Origin of the sequence: Edaphobacter sp. HDX4 (genome assembly GCF_036877565.1) — a bacterium.
In the GTDB taxonomy this organism is placed as follows: domain Bacteria; phylum Acidobacteriota; class Terriglobia; order Terriglobales; family Acidobacteriaceae; genus Edaphobacter.
In genome coordinates, this window is the sequence record NZ_JAEDXW010000010.1 from 128354 (window position 1) to 145048 (window position 16695).

Genomic DNA, 16695 nt, shown 5'->3' on the forward strand with positions numbered 1-16695 from the left:
ACGAAGTGTGACGAACGTTCCTGAGAACTGCCGGGAGCTCGGAACCGTCCGTGAGAGCAAGTGACAAGGATCTCCATGCACTGGGCCTCAAAAGGGTGCCCGAGAGATAAACGGCGGATAGGCAGGGCTCTGCAGCTTTCAGCCGTCTCACGCGGTGCCATGGGCTACATTCAAGACATGGCTTCTGACGCCCTTCTGCAAGTCTCTAATCTGACGATCGCCTTCGGCAGCCGTCCGGCCGTGGACGGGATCTCGTTCGAACTGGGCCAGGGTGAGACTTTGGGACTGGTTGGAGAGTCGGGCTCGGGCAAATCGGCTACGTCCCTCGCCATTTTGCGCCTGCTTCCGCCTTCGACGGCCGTAACCGGTAAGATCGCTTTTGGTGGTTATGACCTGCTGGCGCTCTCCGAGCCGGAGATGAGGCGCCGCCGCGGCCGCGAGATCGCCATGATCTTCCAGGAGCCCATGACGGCTCTCAATCCCGTGATGGCCGTCGGGGCGCAGATTGCCGAGGCGGTCCGGGCACACCATCCTGAGCTTTCCCGGACGCAGGTGCGGGACCGGGTTCTGGAGTCGATGCACGAGGTTGCGCTACCGGAGCCGGAGCGCAGGTTGCGAGATTACCCGCATCAGTTCTCCGGTGGGCAACGGCAGCGCATCCTGATTGCGATGGCATTGGTGAACCGGCCTCGGCTGCTGATTGCCGATGAGCCGACCACCGCGCTGGATGTCACGGTTCAGTCCCAGATCCTCGGCCTGCTGAACCGTCTGCGCAGGATGCACAACCTCTCCATGTTGTTTATCTCGCACGATCTTGCTGTGGTCAGCCAGGTCTCTGATCGAGTTGCGGTAATGCAACGCGGTCATATTGTGGAGCAGGCACCGATGGCGCAGCTCTTCCGCTCGCCACAGCACGCCTATACGCAGCGGCTGCTTGCCTCTGCGCCGACGATGCGGACTGACCGCAGTAGGCCACTGGCCACCCTCGCCTGAAATCGGCGCGGCGGTTACACTACTCCAAGGCCCGTGGGGCCACCTCGGACCCATGCGCGCCCTGATACTCTCGGACATCCACGGCAATCTCGAAGCTCTCAACGCTGTCCTTGAAGCCGCGGGCTCTTACGATGTGCTTTGGAATCTGGGAGATGTGGTGGGGTATGGAGCCAGTCCCAACGAGACCGTGGAACGGATCCGTTCGCTAGCCCAGATGAATGTACGCGGTAATCATGATCGCGTCTGCTGTGGATTAGCCTCTGCGGTTGGGTTCAATCCCGTGGCTCGCGCTGCGGCTATGTGGACCCAGAAGGAGATGAGTGAAGTCAACCGTGCCTGGCTGGCTGCCGTTCCGCAAGGGCCACTTCATCCTGAGGGATTCCCTGGAATCGTGCTCGCGCACGGATCTCCTCTGAACGAAGACCAGTACATCCTGACAATGCGCGATGCCTGGGGCCCTCTACAGCAGAGCGGAACCCTGATCACCTTTATCGGCCATACCCATCTGCAAGGCGGCTTTTGCCAGCACAGCGAAGAGTGGCACGAACTGCATCCCCGGTACGAAACGCCGAACGAGGTGGAGAGCTGGGTACTCGACCTCACACAGGGAACCCGCTATCTGATCAATCCCGGATCGGTCGGCCAGCCGCGCGACCATGACTGGCGGGCAGCATTCGCCATCTATGACAGCGAGGCTGAAAGCATCACGTTCCATCGCGTGCCCTACGATCTCACCGCCGCGCAGGGACGCATCCTGATGGCGGAACTCCCGGAGAAGCTTGCTCTACGGCTGCGCGAGGGGCGTTAGCGAAGCCGGATCTCAAGTTGGGATGGGGTCTCCCAGCGGGTTATTCAACCGCGACATGCCTGCCAGACAATGCGATCAGAATCAGGCGGAGGGTATTCGCAGGGAACGAGCGTGCGGACCTGCCGGAGTGCCGCTGATGGTCGGTGGATAGTGCCGGCTAACCTCGGGCGAGGTTCTCTGCATGAGGTGCTCGATCTCGTTGGCGGGCCGGGGCGATGACAGCAGAAACCCCTGAAAAAGGTCACATCCTAAGTGCACAAGCTCCTGATGTTGCTCGTTGGTTTCAACGCCCTCAGCAACCACGGTCAGGCCGAGATGCTTGCCAAGCTCGACGATTGCAGTCACGATCGGATCCGATTTTGTGCCGCGAATCTTCTGAACGAAAGAGCGATCGATCTTCAGGATATCGATCGGAAGGGTGTGCAGGTAACTCAGCGAGCTGTAGCCGGTCCCAAAGTCGTCCATGGAGATGCGAACGCCGATCTGCTTGAGAGTCCTGAGCTGCTGGCGAGCCTCTTCGGTGTTCTCCATCAGCAGGGATTCCGTCAGCTCAAGTTCGAGCATCTCCGGTTCGATACTGAAATCGTTGAGAGTCTGGCTGACGTCAGTTGCGAGATTGCCGCGCAGGAACTGGCTGGCAGAGACATTCACCGCGACCGGGAGAGGATCGAACCCTTGATCGCGCCATTGACGACTCTGCCGGCAGGCCTCTCGCAGAGCCCACAGTCCGATGGAGTGGATGAGCCCGCTCTCTTCGGCGATGGAGATGAAGCGGTTGGGCGAGAGTAGTCCGTGATGGGAGTCCACGAGACGGATGAGTGCCTCAAGCCCCTTGATCTCCCCGGTCGGCGAGAACATGGGCTGATAGTGGAGGACCAGGCGATCTTCTTTAACTGCACTGCGAAGGGATCGCTCTATCTGTCGCGCTTCCTCGATGTCGTAACCCTCGGAACGGTGGTAGCGTTTGCAGCAGTTGCGTCCCGCCCGCTTGGCTTCATAGAGGCCGTAGTCGGCAAGGCGCAGCAGATCGTCAAGATTGCTGCCGTCATCGGGATAGATGGCGAGTCCAAGCGAGATCGTGTGCTGGAGCTGAACATCCATGATCGTGAACGGATCCTGAAGCGCCTCCATGAGGTTCTGGGCTATCGTGGCACAGGATTCCAAAGAAGTTACTTCATCGGCAATCGCGATGAACTCGTCTCCTCCCAGCCGCGCGAGCGTGTCGGTGCTGCGGAGTCGGGCGCGAATTCGCTGGGTTGCAGCTTTGAGAAACTCGTCGCCGATCTGGTGCCCGAAGGTGTCGTTTACCTGCTTGAAGTGGTCGAAGTCGATGATCAGAAGCACGGCCTTGTGACGACTACGATCGGCGCGCCTGCGTGCCTGTTCGAACCGGTCTGCGAGAAGTCTGCGATTGGGCAGGCCGGTGAGCGGGTCATGATCCACTCTGTGCAAAAGCTCTTCGTTGAGGCGGACGCGTTCTGTAACATCCTGCGCAACCACCAGGCGAACGTTATCGCCTTCGTGACTGATATCGTGACCGGTCACCTCTGCCCAGAAGATGCTTCCGTCTTTTCTGAGATGCCGGAAGGGACCTACGATCTCGCCGGACTTCGGGTCGTGGAGCAGCGTGAGGACCTGCGGCAGATCTTCCTGAGGCCGTATGTCGGAGACGCGCATCGAGAGGAATTCTTCCCGGGAATACCCGTAGGAACGTACAGCCTTGTCGTTCACAGAGAGGAATCGTAACGTCTCGCAATCATAGGTCCACATTGGCAGCGGATTATCTTCGAAGAGGAGCCGATAGCGGCGTTCGCTCTGCCGGATTGCCTCTTCGGCGAGGGTCTGCTGGTGGACATCGGCTGTTACTCCCACCCACCTCAGGATCTCGCCGGCTTCATTGCGCTGGGGCAGGGCTCGCGCGAGATACCAGCGGTAGCTGCCGTCTCTCTGGCGAATGCGGTACTTCTCGTCGAACGAGATTCCGACGCTGAGCGCCTGCCGCCACTGCCCGATCGTGTCGGGCAGATCGTCAGGGTGAATGACCCGCGTCCAGTTTGATCCTTGGCCATCTTCGATGGTCAGCCCTGTTATCTCACGAAAGCGATCGCTCAGGTACTCCACCTCTCCCTCTGGGCTCGCTGTCCAGACGATAGAGGGGAGTGTCTCTGCCAGCGTGCGAAACCGCTCCTGGCTGGTAAACAGCTCCTCACGGGCGCGGCGCTGTTCGGTCATGTCGGTAGCCAGAACTACGAAGCCGCGCATGCGTCCTTCTTCGTCCAGGTCCGGAGCGTAGGAGAGTATCAGGCCGTGCGTCTGCCCGCCAAACTGATGGGTTGCTTCAAATGTCTGCGGAACGCCGGTCAATGCCGCTTCCACCCGGGGCCGCAACTGTTCTGCGTACTCTCTCCCTACGCGCTCAGCGAGAACACCATACCAGTGATGGCCGACCATGTCTGCAGCCGACAGTCCGTACCACGTCTGATAGCCGTGATTGATCCATTGATAGTGGCCGTTGGCATCCACGTAGGCGATGAGTGCGGGAACGAGGTTGACGATTATCTGCAGATGACGGGACTTCTGCATGACCTCGGCCTCTGCCAGCTTGCGATCTGTGATGTTGCGGGAGACCACGAGCAGCGCTTCCGGTTCCCCGGAGTTCGATTTGATAGGGCTTACCGAGACGTCCCACCACGTGTTTTCTCCACCTGTCGGATGAAGATTCCCTTCAAATCGGCCGTGCCCCCCGGCGCGAGCGACTTCGAGAGCCTCTTTCGCTGCAAGCCGACTCTCCCCATTCCAGAAGTCGATCCAGGTTGCGCCCAACAGCTCCTGGACAGTCTGAAAGCCCAGGCGCTGCTGACTGTGCGAATTCATCCATCGAATGGTTCCATCAAGCTCCAGGATTTTGAGACAGTCCCGTGTGCTGCCCATCATCTCGTGCAACAGTTGCTTGCGAACGTCTGTAGGGAACTGGTCGTCGGAGACAGTAAAGCTGACCTGCAGCAGCTGGATGGATTCGATTTCGATGAGGTGGGCAGTGGCTCCTACACCAATGAGATCGCCGTTGGCCCCCTTCAAGAGAAGCGAACCTACCCCTCCGGCCGAGATGCCAGAGGAAAGTTTATCTGCGAAGCCGGACGAAGAGAGGGCAGAGAAGGGCTGGCCTACGATCAGGCCTCTCTCGATGCCGAGCAGCCGCACGAGAGCAAGATTCACATACGAGACGGAACCGGCTTGCAAGAGGCAGATGGGGACTGGCATCGCATCTAAAACTGCTTCGATGCCCTTCCACGCCTCGGACAGGAAGATCCCTTGGGTTGCGCACAACTCGACTCTCACGACAGCCTCTAAGAATGCTGACAGCATCTGTCCGCCATGCGGCCGACTGCTGAAAGGCATTCACGATACCCATCTCGATTCCGGGTACTCTATCGTTCTAGAAGATCGAAGCTGTGCCTGTAATCCCCCGTAAGTTGCAACAGGTATGGCAGATGCGCCTGTGTGCCTCTGTCGGCCTGATGACTCAAGATGCGGTTGGTCGAGACGATCCGTTAGCGGGAAAGCAGCGATTTTATGCGCGCTGTTCTTCGAGGGCCATCGCGAGTTGCTCCCATTCTTCCAATAGAGCTGCCCGTTCGTCGCGGAGACGGTCGAGGTCTGCGGCGTCCTTTTGTGACTGCTCAGCGGAGACGAAATTGCCTAACTGCGCCTCAGCGGCTTCTATTTCGCTTTCGAGCTGAGGGATGCGGTCCTCGGCGAATTTGAGCCGGTCTTCCATCTGCTTCAGCTTGATGGGATTGAGGCGCTTGACCGGATCCGCGGCAGCCGCGGGAGTGGGCACGGAGGCGATTTCGACGACTGGCTCTGGCTTCGAAGGCTTCAGGTCAGCCGCGAGCGAGGCCTTCACCTGTTCCGGACCGCCCTGCTTGCGCCAGAGATAGTCCTCATAGTTGCCGGGGTAGATGTGGACGCGGCGATCTTCGACCTCGAAGACACGTGTGGCCAGACCGTCGATGAAGTAGCGATCGTGCGAGACAAAGAGCACGGTGCCGGTGAAGTTGCGGATAGCATCTAGAAGGACGTCCTTGGCACGCAGGTCGAGATGGTTGGTGGGCTCATCCAAGAGCAGCATGTTGGACGGCGAGACCAGCATCTTGGCCATGGCGTAGCGGTTGCGCTCTCCACCGGAGAGTACGCCCAGCTTCTTGAAGACGTCATCGCCCGAGAACATGAAGCAGCCGAGCAGCGAACGCAGCTCAACGACGGGAACTTTGGGGGATGAACCGGCGATGTCGTCGAGCATCTCGGCGTTGGGGTCGAGCACCTTGTACTGGTCCTGCGCGAAGAAATCGACCAGAGCGTTATGGCCGTAACGCACAGTTCCCGAGGTGGGGGCTTCCTGCTCGCTGAGCAGGCGGATGAGCGTCGATTTGCCTGCACCATTGGCTCCTACGAGAGCAATGCGGTCGCCGCGCTCGATGGTGAAGTTCAGATTCTCGAGGATGGTCTTCTGGCCTCCGTCGGGAGTGGGATAGACCTTGGTGAGGTTCTCGACCTCAATCACGGTGCGACCCGATGCAGGAGGCTGTGGAATGGTGAAGTGGATGGTCGCTTCTTCTTCCGGGACCTCGATGCGCTCGATCTTCTCAAGCTCCTTAATGCGCGACTGCACCTGCTTGGCCTTGGTGGCCTGGTAGCGGAACCGGTTGATGAAGGCCTCAAGAGCCTCGATTCGGTCGCGCTGGTTCTTATATGCCGCCATCAGCGTGGTGCGACGGTCTTCCTTCTGGGTCACGTACTTCTCGTAGTTGCCGTGATAGACCTGCATCCGCTTGTTCCAGACTTCGACGATCTTGCCGACGGTTACGTCGAGGAAGTAGCGATCGTGCGAGATGAGGATGAAGGCGTTGGGGTAGTCGTGCAGGTAGTTCTCAAGCCAGTTGCGGCTCTCAAGATCGAGATGATTGGTTGGCTCGTCCAGTAGCAGCAGCGAGGGTCTCTGGAGCAGAAGCTTTGCGAGTGCGATGCGCATCTGCCAGCCGCCGGAGAACTCCTCGGTCTTGCGCTCCCAGTCTTCCTTGCTGAAGCCGAGACCGCCCAGAACGGCGCCTACCTGGGAATCGAGGGTATAGATGTCGTGGACGTGAAGCTGATCGGCGATCTCGGAGTAGCGATCGGCAGCGGCGGCGTACTCCTTTGATTTGGGGTCCTTCTCTGACATCGTTGTCATCAGCTCGATGGATTCGGCTTCAAGAGCGTGCAGATGTTCGAAGACGGAGAGGCACTCCTCAAAGACAGTCTTGCCGCGCATCGCCAGCCCATCCTGCGGGAGATAACCGATGGTTGTGCCTTTGACCCGGGTGATCTGGCCGTAGTCGAGCGACTCGATGCCGCCAATGACCTTCAACAGCGTCGACTTGCCGGTGCCGTTGCCGCCGACGAGGCCGGTGCGCTCGTTTGGGGTAATCAGCCAGTTCACGTCTTCAAAAAGGAGTTTTTGGCCGAAGCGTTTGCCGGCCTGGATCAGTTGGAGCATGCACCTTCTATTTTCGCATCCTGCAGGGAGTTCCGTTTTTGACGAAGCGATGACAAGCCCATGACACCCTGCGGGGTGCCTGCACATAGGCTGACGAAAGATCAATCCCAGTCGCTCCCCGCCTGGGGTTGCCTCCGCTCTGTTGCCGGAAACGGAGCATGCTTCTCGGGCCCTGCGGGGCAATTCGTTAGAAGGAGCACGTCATCATGAAATTCATTCCGAGTCTGACAGCAGGAATAACACTCTCACTGTCTGTGTTATCCCCTGTCTTTGCACAGCACTACACGCAGACCAACCTCGACGCCAATACCTCAGGAGCCGCTGAAGCCGTGGATGCTCAGCTGATTAATGGGTGGGGCATCTCCCGAGGCCCTGGAAGCGTATGGTGGGTCTCCGATGAGGGCACCGGAGTCTCCACGCTTTATAACGGTCCCGGGACCAAGCAGGCTCTCGTCGTTACGATTCCGAAATCGAATCCGAGCGATCAGACGTTTCCCCATGGCACGCCCACGGGAACGATCTTCAACGGGAGCACCACGGACTTCCTGATCGCGCCGCAGAAACAGGCGGTCTTTCTGTTTGCTACGCTCGACGGCAGTATCGCGGCATGGAATCCAACCGTTGGAGTCGCACAGGGAGCGAATCCGCCCTCGACCAATGCGGTCACTGTGGCTCGCGGTACGGCCGGATCGGGATATACAGGGCTGACCGCTGCCACCATCGATGGCCAGCGCTATCTCTACGCTGCCAACTTTCTGAAGGGCCGCATCGACGTCTTCGACAGCAGCTTCAACCCTGTCCCGCTGCAGAACAGGGGACAGGGTCATCATGACCGCTACTTCGACGATGAAGGTATCTTCGACAACAACAAGCCTTTCACCGATGAGCGGCTTCCACGGAACTACGTTCCCTTCAATGTGCTGACGATCGGCAACGACATCGTCGTGACGTATGCGCTGCACTTCGCGGGTAATCCATTTGAGACTCCCGGTCCGGGGCTGGGATATGTGGATATCTATTCCTCGGATGGAAAGCTGCTGCGGCGGCTGGAGCATGGTGACTGGCTCAACGCGCCGTGGGGAATCGCCCTGGCCCCGCTTGATTTCGGCAAGTTCAGCCATCGCCTTCTGATAGCGAACTTCGCAGCGGGAGGGACGACGCAGTCGGCAGGTTTCATCTCAGCCTACGACCTTGCGACGGGCAAGTTCGAGGGCGTGCTGCAGGATGCAGCCGGTGCCCCGCTGACGATCCAGGGTGTCTGGGGTATCAGCTTTGCCAATGCTGCCGGGCCGAATGGCACCAACCCCGTCTCCGCGAGCTACGATCCGGACGAAGCGCCGGCGGCGGAGATGTACTTTGCTGCCGGTCCCAACCAGGGTACCGCTGGCCTCTTCGGGTATATCACTCCGGTCCCATCCGAGCAGATTCAGGGTAACGATCAGTAAACCGCTTCCGCAGGCAGGAGCCGTGACGTCCCAGGTTCACGGCTCCTCTTTTTATGGCTGGATTGCATCTCTTTCGAGCCCAGGCTCGAGCGGAGGGACCTCACGGAGAGACAACGGGAAAGCGGCTCCGATACACTCAATGATGAGAGCTTGATGCCGAGTCAGCCGCAGCTATTTCCGGATCACGAACCCACCGTGTTGCCCCCTCCTCCCGCCGAGTCCGGTGAGACGAGACGCGCCGCAGCGCCTGTATGGCTGCAGCGCCTGTCTTTGTTCGTGCTGGTGCTGTTCTGCGTCTATCTTGGCGTCCTGGTGATGCTGATTCCGTGGTGGACGAGGGTGTGGGACCACAACCTGTTTATCGAATCGCATCCTACACTTGCGGCGATTGTTCATAACGGAGCCGTACGTGGAATTATCTCCGGCCTCGGGTTGCTGGACATCTGGATTGGCATTTCAGAGGCCGTCCACTACCGCGACTACCGGGGTTGAATCGCTGAGGGCCAAGGAGCGAGAAGAAGATGGCGACCGAAGAAAAGGATCTGCAGCAGGGTGACAGTGCGATCGAGCCTGAATCACCGGAACCATTGGAAATTGCACCGCTGGCCTATGAGAATCCGGACTTTCTCAACTCGCCCGATGCCCGTATTGTTCGCATCATGGCGGAGTACCAGGAGCCGCTGAGCCGGTTCCGTCGCGAGCGAATTCAGGACACCATCGTCTTCTTCGGTTCAGCGCGCTTCCGCGCCCTCGATGTGGCCGCTGCAAATTTTGAGCTGCTGGCAAACACCGGATCGCGGGAGCCCGCGCGGGAGCAGCCGGCGCCGCTCGAAGAGGTTGAACACGGCAGGGCCACCGGGGCCCGGTTACGCTTGGCAGGAGCGGCTATCGAGATGGCGGCGTACTACGAGGACGCCCGCGCCCTGGCTGGAATGCTGGCGTCGTGGGCGAAGTCTTTGCCCGGACCGCGCCATCGATTCGTTGTCACGACAGGGGGCGGCCCCGGCATTATGGAGGCAGCGAACCGCGGAGCCTACGAGGCGGGCGCGAAGTCTATTGGACTCAATATCAAGCTTCCGTTTGAGCAGCAGCCGAATCCGTACATCACTCCGTCGCTCAACTTCGACTTCCACTACTTCTTCATGCGCAAGTATTGGCTGGTATACCTGGCGAAGGCGCTGGTCATCTTCCCCGGAGGTTTCGGCACCCTGGATGAGATGTTCGAGATCCTTACGCTGGCGCAGACGGAAAAACTGGCCAAGAAGATCAGCGTAGTCATCTACGGTACGGCGTACTGGAAGAGCGTGATGAATCTCGATGTACTTGCCGAAAAGGGAGCGATCGCGCATTCGGACCTGCGCCTGTTCCGCTTTGCGGATACGCCGGAGGAGGCGTTCGAGATTCTGAAGGATGAGTTGACAAAGAATCATCTCGAATCAGATTACGAGCGCGGTCTTCAGGAGCGAGCCCGCCGAGCCGCCGGGGCGCCCGATGTTCCCCACGATCCTATGCCGACCACACAGGAGATCATGGGGCCGGATATCGCTTCGACACGATAGCGAAGCGAGTTTGCCGGGTAGCTTGATCAGAGTAGAGCAATTTGCAATTGGCCTTGGACGAGTTACTGCGTGGCTTCGGTCTTCGCTAGAACCACTGCGCTTGATCGCGATGCGCTCTCGTAATAGCCCACGACTCGTTGAGGTTCAGCTGCCTTGTAGGGTGCGAGATTGTGTGCCCAGCGGAATCCGATGGGCTGGTACCAGAGCTCGACCTCGACGTGGAATGGCCCGCTGGCGTTGAGCGTAGGAACAACATAGCGTAGCTCACTGCCACCGCCGCCGAAGCTGGGGTCGCTCGCGGCGTCGCCAACTACGGCGATCTCTTTGCTGGCGGTTTGTTTATCGAAGCCGCTGGGCAGTAGTCGATTGTCCTTGAGGTAGCGCACGGTGTTGAGCAGCCCTGTCGTGACGTTGCCGTGCACGTCGCCGAGGATAGGTTCGTAGATCTCGACCTGATCGGGGCGGGTGATCTCGCGATAGTGTGGCTCGTAGAGTTGCGGGTTGTCGTCGTTTGCGTTGCCGACGATAGAGCCATCGGGCCGAAGTGCGCCGGACTCGAAGACGGTGTGTCCCTGGGCGTCGCGCACGACGACGTGCAGCCACGCGCGGCGCGAGGGATAGGCAGTGGGAAGCTTATGGCCGGTGAGGTTCTGGGTGAGTACGGTCATCGAGAGCTTGCCGGCGTTGAGGTCGAGGTGCTGGATGGTGACCTTCGCGGATTGCGTCTGGAGGAAATCGGTAGTTCGCCTGATAGCGGTCTCGAGGTTTTGTGGAGAGGCGCCGGCGGCGAGATCGTCGTGGTGATCTTTGAGGAAGCCAAGCAGGACGAAGTTGCCGCCGACGAAGACGTGGCGGTGCATTCCCTCACGTGGTTGCCCATAGAGAGCGGTAATGGGAACAGGCTCATTCACGACGGGCATGTGGCATTCCTGGCAGGTCTTCTTGCCGTTGTAGGAGCTGTGTTGCCACTCCTGAAAAGGGACCTGCTCGGGGAAGTTGCCTAGTTTGACCCCGCCCGGGCCGAGCGCCGTAGTGATGAGGGTATGGCAGGAGCCACAGAGCGCGGAGTCGCGGATGTGCGAGGCATCCTCAGGCAAAAAACCGCCGGTAGAGGAGTGCATGATGGTCTGATGGCCGTGGTCGACGTCGAAGGGGCCGTACTCGGGGCGCTGATCTTCGTGAACGGACTTTCCGATAACGACATTGCCGTTGTAGGTCTTCTCTGTGCCCAGGCCGTCGCTCTTGATCTGATGGCAGACTGCGCAAGTGACGCCGTCCTGTGCCGTGCGCTGCAGTTGCGAGGTCTTTCGCGTCAGGTTCTGGAAGGGGAAACGCGCGAAGACATGGGTATCGCGAGCGGCATCGCGATCTGCCAGGCGAACAGCGGGCATGTGGCAGGTAGAGCAGTCATTCTGGATGAAGGTGCTGGATTCGGGGTGGTCTATGGTTTCGCGTCGAATGCTGCCCTGCCAGTACGGATCGCGGGACGAGTTGGCCATGATGCTGGCCTCCCAGTCGAAGCCAATGGAGATGTCTTCGCCTTCGCGGGTCTTCATGCCGTTATGGCAGGCCACGCAGCGGTCAGAGGTATGAAACGCCGTGGCCTCATGTTTCTTGTAGGCGATGACAGGCTTTTCTGCGGTAGGTGGCCGCGGGGCCGGAGGCGGAGGCGGCGGAGTTCCGCGCTGCGCGGCTGCAACGCCGATCAGTGTGGTCCCGGCGAACAAAACGACGATGGGGAGGAATCTCATCTCCATCCTCTCCAAAACTTACCTTCTGCCCAGTCCCACAGGACATAGAAGACGACCTGCGGATGACGATCACTCGTGTCGGTGAAGGGTTCCCGAACACCAATATTCGCGCGGATATGTTGTCGGCGATTCACCGTGACCTGCATCTCGGGGAGGACATCCATATCAGTGCTGGCTCCGGGAGAGTAGTCGTGGCTCCCGAGGATCTCGACCATGGGAGAGAAGAGGCGGCCGAGCCCATGATCCGGCGCCATGGAGTGGCCAATCGCGGATCGGAAGTAGAGACTACGGGGAGATTTGCTGCTGTCGACGGTGATATTGCCGCCGACCTGAAACTGAAGAAACGTCGTATTGCGGATGAGTTGGTCGTAGGCAGCGAAGGGTTCGAAGGTGGTTGTACCGGCGCCGAAGCCGTGGTCGCTGGAGCCTGTGGGCAGGAGGATGCCCCCTTGCACGCTGAAGATGGAGCCGGTGCGAAGGCTCGAGAAGAGCTCACGCTTGTAGCCAACGGTAATGTCACCTACTCCGCTGGCTGCCTTATGGTCCTGGACGGCGTAGTTGACGGGGACGTCGATCTCGAGCTCGTTGCGGCCGGCGAAGGCCTGCTCACTGATGACATCCGTGGTCCAGCTTGGCGCGCCGGTAGCATTGGCTGCGGCGGAGAGCACAAGCTCATCTTCGGGGAAGGCTTTTTCGGTAACCAGAGCCCGGGGGATATTGAGCTCACCTGCCGGATAGTGATGGACATTCCTGCAGAAGCTGCGGAGATAGGCGATGACATCGTTGATCTGCTCGTCGTTGAGGAGATCGCCGAATGCGGGCATGATCTGCGAGAAGCCTAGACTGTGACCGCCATGAAGGATGACGGCTTTGTAGGCGACATCGGGCTCCGGCGTCGTCTGATCGCAGCGTGTGAAGTCGGGCCAGGTGTCGGGCCGAATGAATCTGGTGCTGGCCTCGGGTGCGCCACGGCCATCGGCGCCATGGCAGGCGATGCATCCGCCATCGTAGACCACCTTGCCGTTCGCAGCATCGGGTCTTCGGGTGTAATGGATCATCTGCTGCGCAAACAGAGGATGAGAAGCCCATCCGATGAGCGCAGCGGTGAAGAAAAAGAACATGAACATTCCACTACGGGTAATCCTCGTCAACGATTAAGTCTCCATGGTTTGCCCGATCGGTGTGAGCACCCCACCTCTCGCACTCGTCACAGCCTACACTTACATGGCTACTTGTATTGAAGACGCTGAGAGCGGTGGTTGTACATCCCCCCGCAAGTTGAACACTCAATCAGAACTTTCCCCGGATGGTGGTGCCGCGGCAGTAAGGCTGCCCGCTTGGCGGCGAAGTATGGGTGCCTGTAACCAGTTCAGTAAACGTAGCTTGTCAATATTGAAGCCCTGTTCTCAGTGCAGTCATCGCTCTTTCACATCGGGACCCCATACTGCCTCCGAGCGAGACAGAACGCTCGGAGGGCCCCATGAGCCAGTCATCTATCTCCTACCTCTGGCGTGAACCACAAGCTGCGCGTGGCTTCACGATGGGAGTTTCGTTGCACAGCCACACCAACCAGTCCCAGGAGACCCTGGACTTTATCGCGGAACTTTCCCGCGACTGGGGCTTTCTGCAGCCCGTTATGCGCTGGGCCGAGGATCGCAGTCACCGGCACTCCGGTATCCGCCCGGACTACGCACGCAGCTACTGGACTCCGCCGCTGACGCCTCGACTGGCCTTCGATCTGGAGAGCTCGCAGATTGAGAATCGGCTGCAGCTCCCGGCGCTGGTATCGCTCACAGATCACGACGACATCCAGGCTCCACTGTTGCTTCGTTCCGTCCCTTCGGCGCGTCACATCCCCATCTCGGTGGAATGGACTGTCCCGTTCTACGAGAGTGCCTTCCACATCGGGATCCACAACCTTCCATCGGCGACCGGGCAGCAGTGGATGAACCGGATGCGTGCCTTCACCGCCTTGCCTGTGGCAGGACGCAATCCGTCACTACTCCGCGAGATTCTGGCGGAACTGGATGAGATTCCTCAAGTCTTGATTGTGTTCAACCATCCCATCTGGGACCTCTATCGTGTTGGCAAAGAACGGCATGACGTTCTGGTCAACGAATTTCTTGCAGTCTATGGCCAGTACATCCATTCACTCGAGCTGAACGGCCTGCGCGACTGGAAAGAAAATCGCGAGGTAGCGCAGCTGGCGGGTAAGTGGAACCAGTTGACCATCTCGGGCGGCGACCGGCATGGAGTGGAGCCCAACGCCAACATCAACCTGACCCGCGCCACAAACTTTACCGAGTTCGTCCATGAGGTTCGGCGCGAGCGCCAGAGCCACATCCTTTACATGCCGCAGTACGCCGAACCCTGGAAGCACCGCATCCTGCAGTCCACCCTCGATGCCATTCGGGACTATCCACACTTTCCCGAAGGTGCACGACGCTGGGATCAGCGGGTGTATCACCCCAACAGCAAGGGAGATATGAGGCCGCTCGCGGAGCTCTGGACCTCCGACAGGCACCGCGCTCCTCTGTGGATCCGCACCATTCTTGCGACTGTCCGCCTGATGGGGCAAGCGCCACTCTCTGGCACTCTCCGCCTCGCCTGGGATGATTCTGCAAAGATGCGGGCCGCGCTATCCAAGCAGGAGGCTTAAACGGAAGCTGTCCGACTCCTGCGCCCCGAATTCTTCTCACGAGAAGATTTCGGGAACAATCTGTTCCAGTGAGTCATCAGCGAGAATCATCGTCCACTGATGCAGGTGTCGCCGCTGCAAGAACACGCGGCCACCTGGGGGTGATGACCGCGGTGCCGAATGAATTGGCGCTGGGATTTACGAGAGGAACGCTCATTGAATCATGAATTCATCATTCCTCGTGCGGGTATTGGGGCTTCCGTGAGCGACTTCACAATTGGGAATTTCGATCCCGGCAGATAAAACCGAGCCTCCCGAGCAACCGCCTGCAAGCTCAGTCCTCCGAAAGAACGACGAACGGCCCTCTTTTAGATTGTTGCTCGTTCGTCATGAAGGCGGGACGACGTACCGAAGGCGATGCAAATGCAAGTTCCCATGCCGGAGACTGCAGGTGTGGCATCGGCTTGGCCTGGAAGAGCTTCCGGCACTGCCTGGCGGTCCATCTCGCCCAGGTCTTCGACTTCTTGCGCCGCGCACTATCGGTGGAGATTCCAGTTCCCGCATACATCTGCCGGTACAGCTTGGAGAGGAACATAAACGCCACCCGCGCCCGCAGCGTTGGAGTGCAGGCAGACCTCTGCCAGATCGCGCTCCAGTTGTAGAACCGGTCCCAGACCCTCTGCGTCCGCTCTCGAATCTCATCCGAACTCATCGAAGGATGGGGTGTAAACATCTTCGGACGAACTTCGGTCGGAATCAGCCAATAACGGGTGATCGGCACATCGCCAACCAAGTTCGGAGATTTCGCCTGCTCCTTCTCCCATCGTCCAAAGTCCACAGTTCCGGGAAACGGTGTCATCATGACGAACTGAGCGAACGTCACGCCTGCCTTCAGCGCCATCTCTACCGTAGCGTCAAACGTTGCAGGTTTATCGGTCGGAAGTCCAAAGATAAACGATCCCAGTACATGGACACCGTGCTGTTTGAATGTCTGCAGCTGCTTTGCCAGTGCCTCGCCCGAGTAGTTGAAGTCCTTGTAGACCGCCTTGAGCCCTTCTGGTGTCACGGCTTCGACGCCCACCAGGGCACCCTTAATGTTGGCTTTTCGCATGGCGTCCAGGTACTCGCCGTCTTCGCCTGCCTCCATCGTGATCTGCGTAAAGAAGACCATGTCTTTTGGCAGTTTCGCGAGCTCTTCCATGAGTTGGAAGCGCTCCGAGCGCACCGCCATCAGCTCTTCAAGTCTGGCGAGATTATTCTGCTCCTTCGCCAGCCTCAGATCGGTCAGGGTGACCGGGTAGAAGTTGTCATCAGCCAGGGCGATGAACCGGAAACCGATTCGCCGCAGGTTCACGATCTCGTCAATCACACTCTGGAACCGGCGCTGCCGGGGCTTCTGTCCGTCTGTCCGCCAGACGCTGCAAAAAGAGCAGTGCTTGGGGCATCCTCGGATGGTCTGCACCGATGCCCACATGTATTTATCGCGCGGCATCAGGTCCCATCGCGCGGCCAGGAACTGGCTGCCTTCTATCCGTCCGCCTTCGTAGATCCTGCCTGGGCTACCTGCAAGGCAGTCGGAGACGACGTTGGCCCATGCGAGATCGCCATCGCCTTTCACCACGGCATGGGCATTGCCGAGCTCGAGCGCCTCTTCGGGAAATAGCGTAGCGTGAATGCCACCATAGATCACCCAGGCTCCCCGCTCGCGGGCCATCCTGCCAACCTTGTACCCACGAAGGGCATTGCCTGTATGCACGCTGATGCCGACAATATCTCCCGGCATAATGGTTTCCGGAACAATCTGTTCCAGTGACTCATCCACGAGAATCGGATCGCCCGCTGATGCAGGTGTCGCTGCTGCAAGAACAAACAGCCACCTGGGAGTGATGACGGCCGTGCCAAATGAATTGTCGCTGGGATTTACGAGATGAACGCTCATTAAATACTGAAGCCAACCTTTCCTCG

At 59.2% G+C, this 16695-nt stretch carries 11 protein-coding genes; 6 read left to right on the forward strand and 5 right to left on the reverse strand.

Translation table 11 applies throughout. The features are described 5' to 3' along the window. Window positions 1-177 precede the first annotated feature (177 nt). Together JAO29_RS11610 and JAO29_RS11615 are read left to right on the forward strand one after the other, a co-directional pair. Window positions 178-993, forward strand: coding sequence for an ABC transporter ATP-binding protein (locus tag JAO29_RS11610; protein WP_334268385.1), 816 nt, complete (start codon window positions 178-180; stop codon window positions 991-993). Window positions 994-1045: 52 nt separating this feature from the next. Next, window positions 1046-1801, forward strand: coding sequence for a metallophosphoesterase family protein (locus JAO29_RS11615; protein WP_334268386.1), 756 nt, complete (start codon window positions 1046-1048; stop codon window positions 1799-1801). An 81-nt stretch (window positions 1802-1882) separates the two neighbouring features. Here JAO29_RS11615 and JAO29_RS11620 read toward each other — a convergent pair whose 3' ends face one another. Continuing rightward, complete coding sequence (locus tag JAO29_RS11620; RefSeq protein ID WP_334268387.1) at window positions 1883-5140, reverse strand: EAL domain-containing protein; 3258 nt, start codon at window positions 5138-5140, stop codon at window positions 1883-1885. A 232-nt stretch (window positions 5141-5372) separates the two neighbouring features. Next, entirely contained in the window at window positions 5373-7337 is a 1965-nt protein-coding gene (gene abc-f, locus JAO29_RS11625) for a ribosomal protection-like ABC-F family protein (protein WP_334268388.1), read from the reverse strand. A gap of 206 nt (window positions 7338-7543) precedes the next feature. Here abc-f and JAO29_RS11630 point away from each other — a divergent pair, with 206 nt between their 5' ends. The 3 genes from JAO29_RS11630 (at window position 7544) to JAO29_RS11640 (ending at window position 10341) form a co-directional block, all read left to right on the forward strand. Continuing rightward, on the forward strand, window positions 7544-8782 hold the full coding sequence (locus tag JAO29_RS11630) for a TIGR03118 family protein (RefSeq protein WP_334268389.1): 1239 nt from the start codon (window positions 7544-7546) through the stop codon (window positions 8780-8782). 153 nt (window positions 8783-8935) lie between these two features. Continuing rightward, a complete protein-coding gene (locus JAO29_RS11635) occupies window positions 8936-9274 on the forward strand; it encodes a hypothetical protein (protein ID WP_334268390.1) in 339 nt (112 codons plus the stop codon). 29 nt (window positions 9275-9303) lie between these two features. Continuing rightward, window positions 9304-10341 (forward strand): TIGR00730 family Rossman fold protein, encoded by a 1038-nt coding sequence (locus JAO29_RS11640; RefSeq protein ID WP_334268391.1) that lies wholly within the window; start codon window positions 9304-9306, stop codon window positions 10339-10341. 62 nt (window positions 10342-10403) lie between these two features. Here the strand turns inward: JAO29_RS11640 and JAO29_RS11645 are convergent, their stop codons facing one another. Together JAO29_RS11645 and JAO29_RS11650 are read right to left on the reverse strand one after the other, a co-directional pair. Next, complete coding sequence (locus JAO29_RS11645) at window positions 10404-12092, reverse strand: hypothetical protein (protein WP_334268392.1); 1689 nt, start codon at window positions 12090-12092, stop codon at window positions 10404-10406. After that, a complete protein-coding gene (locus JAO29_RS11650) occupies window positions 12089-13243 on the reverse strand; it encodes a c-type cytochrome (protein WP_334268393.1) in 1155 nt (384 codons plus the stop codon). Before JAO29_RS11650 ends, JAO29_RS11645 begins: the two co-directional genes overlap by 4 nt. Before the next feature lie 329 nt (window positions 13244-13572). On the opposite strand from JAO29_RS11650, the gene JAO29_RS11655 reads away from it, so the two are divergent. After that, window positions 13573-14751 carry a hypothetical protein gene (locus JAO29_RS11655; RefSeq protein ID WP_334268394.1) on the forward strand — a complete coding sequence of 393 codons (1179 nt, stop codon included), beginning with the start codon at window positions 13573-13575 and terminating at the stop codon, window positions 14749-14751. A gap of 313 nt (window positions 14752-15064) precedes the next feature. Here JAO29_RS11655 and JAO29_RS11660 read toward each other — a convergent pair whose 3' ends face one another. Beyond that, a complete protein-coding gene (locus JAO29_RS11660; RefSeq protein WP_334268395.1) occupies window positions 15065-16669 on the reverse strand; it encodes a B12-binding domain-containing radical SAM protein in 1605 nt (534 codons plus the stop codon). Window positions 16670-16695 lie beyond the last annotated feature (26 nt).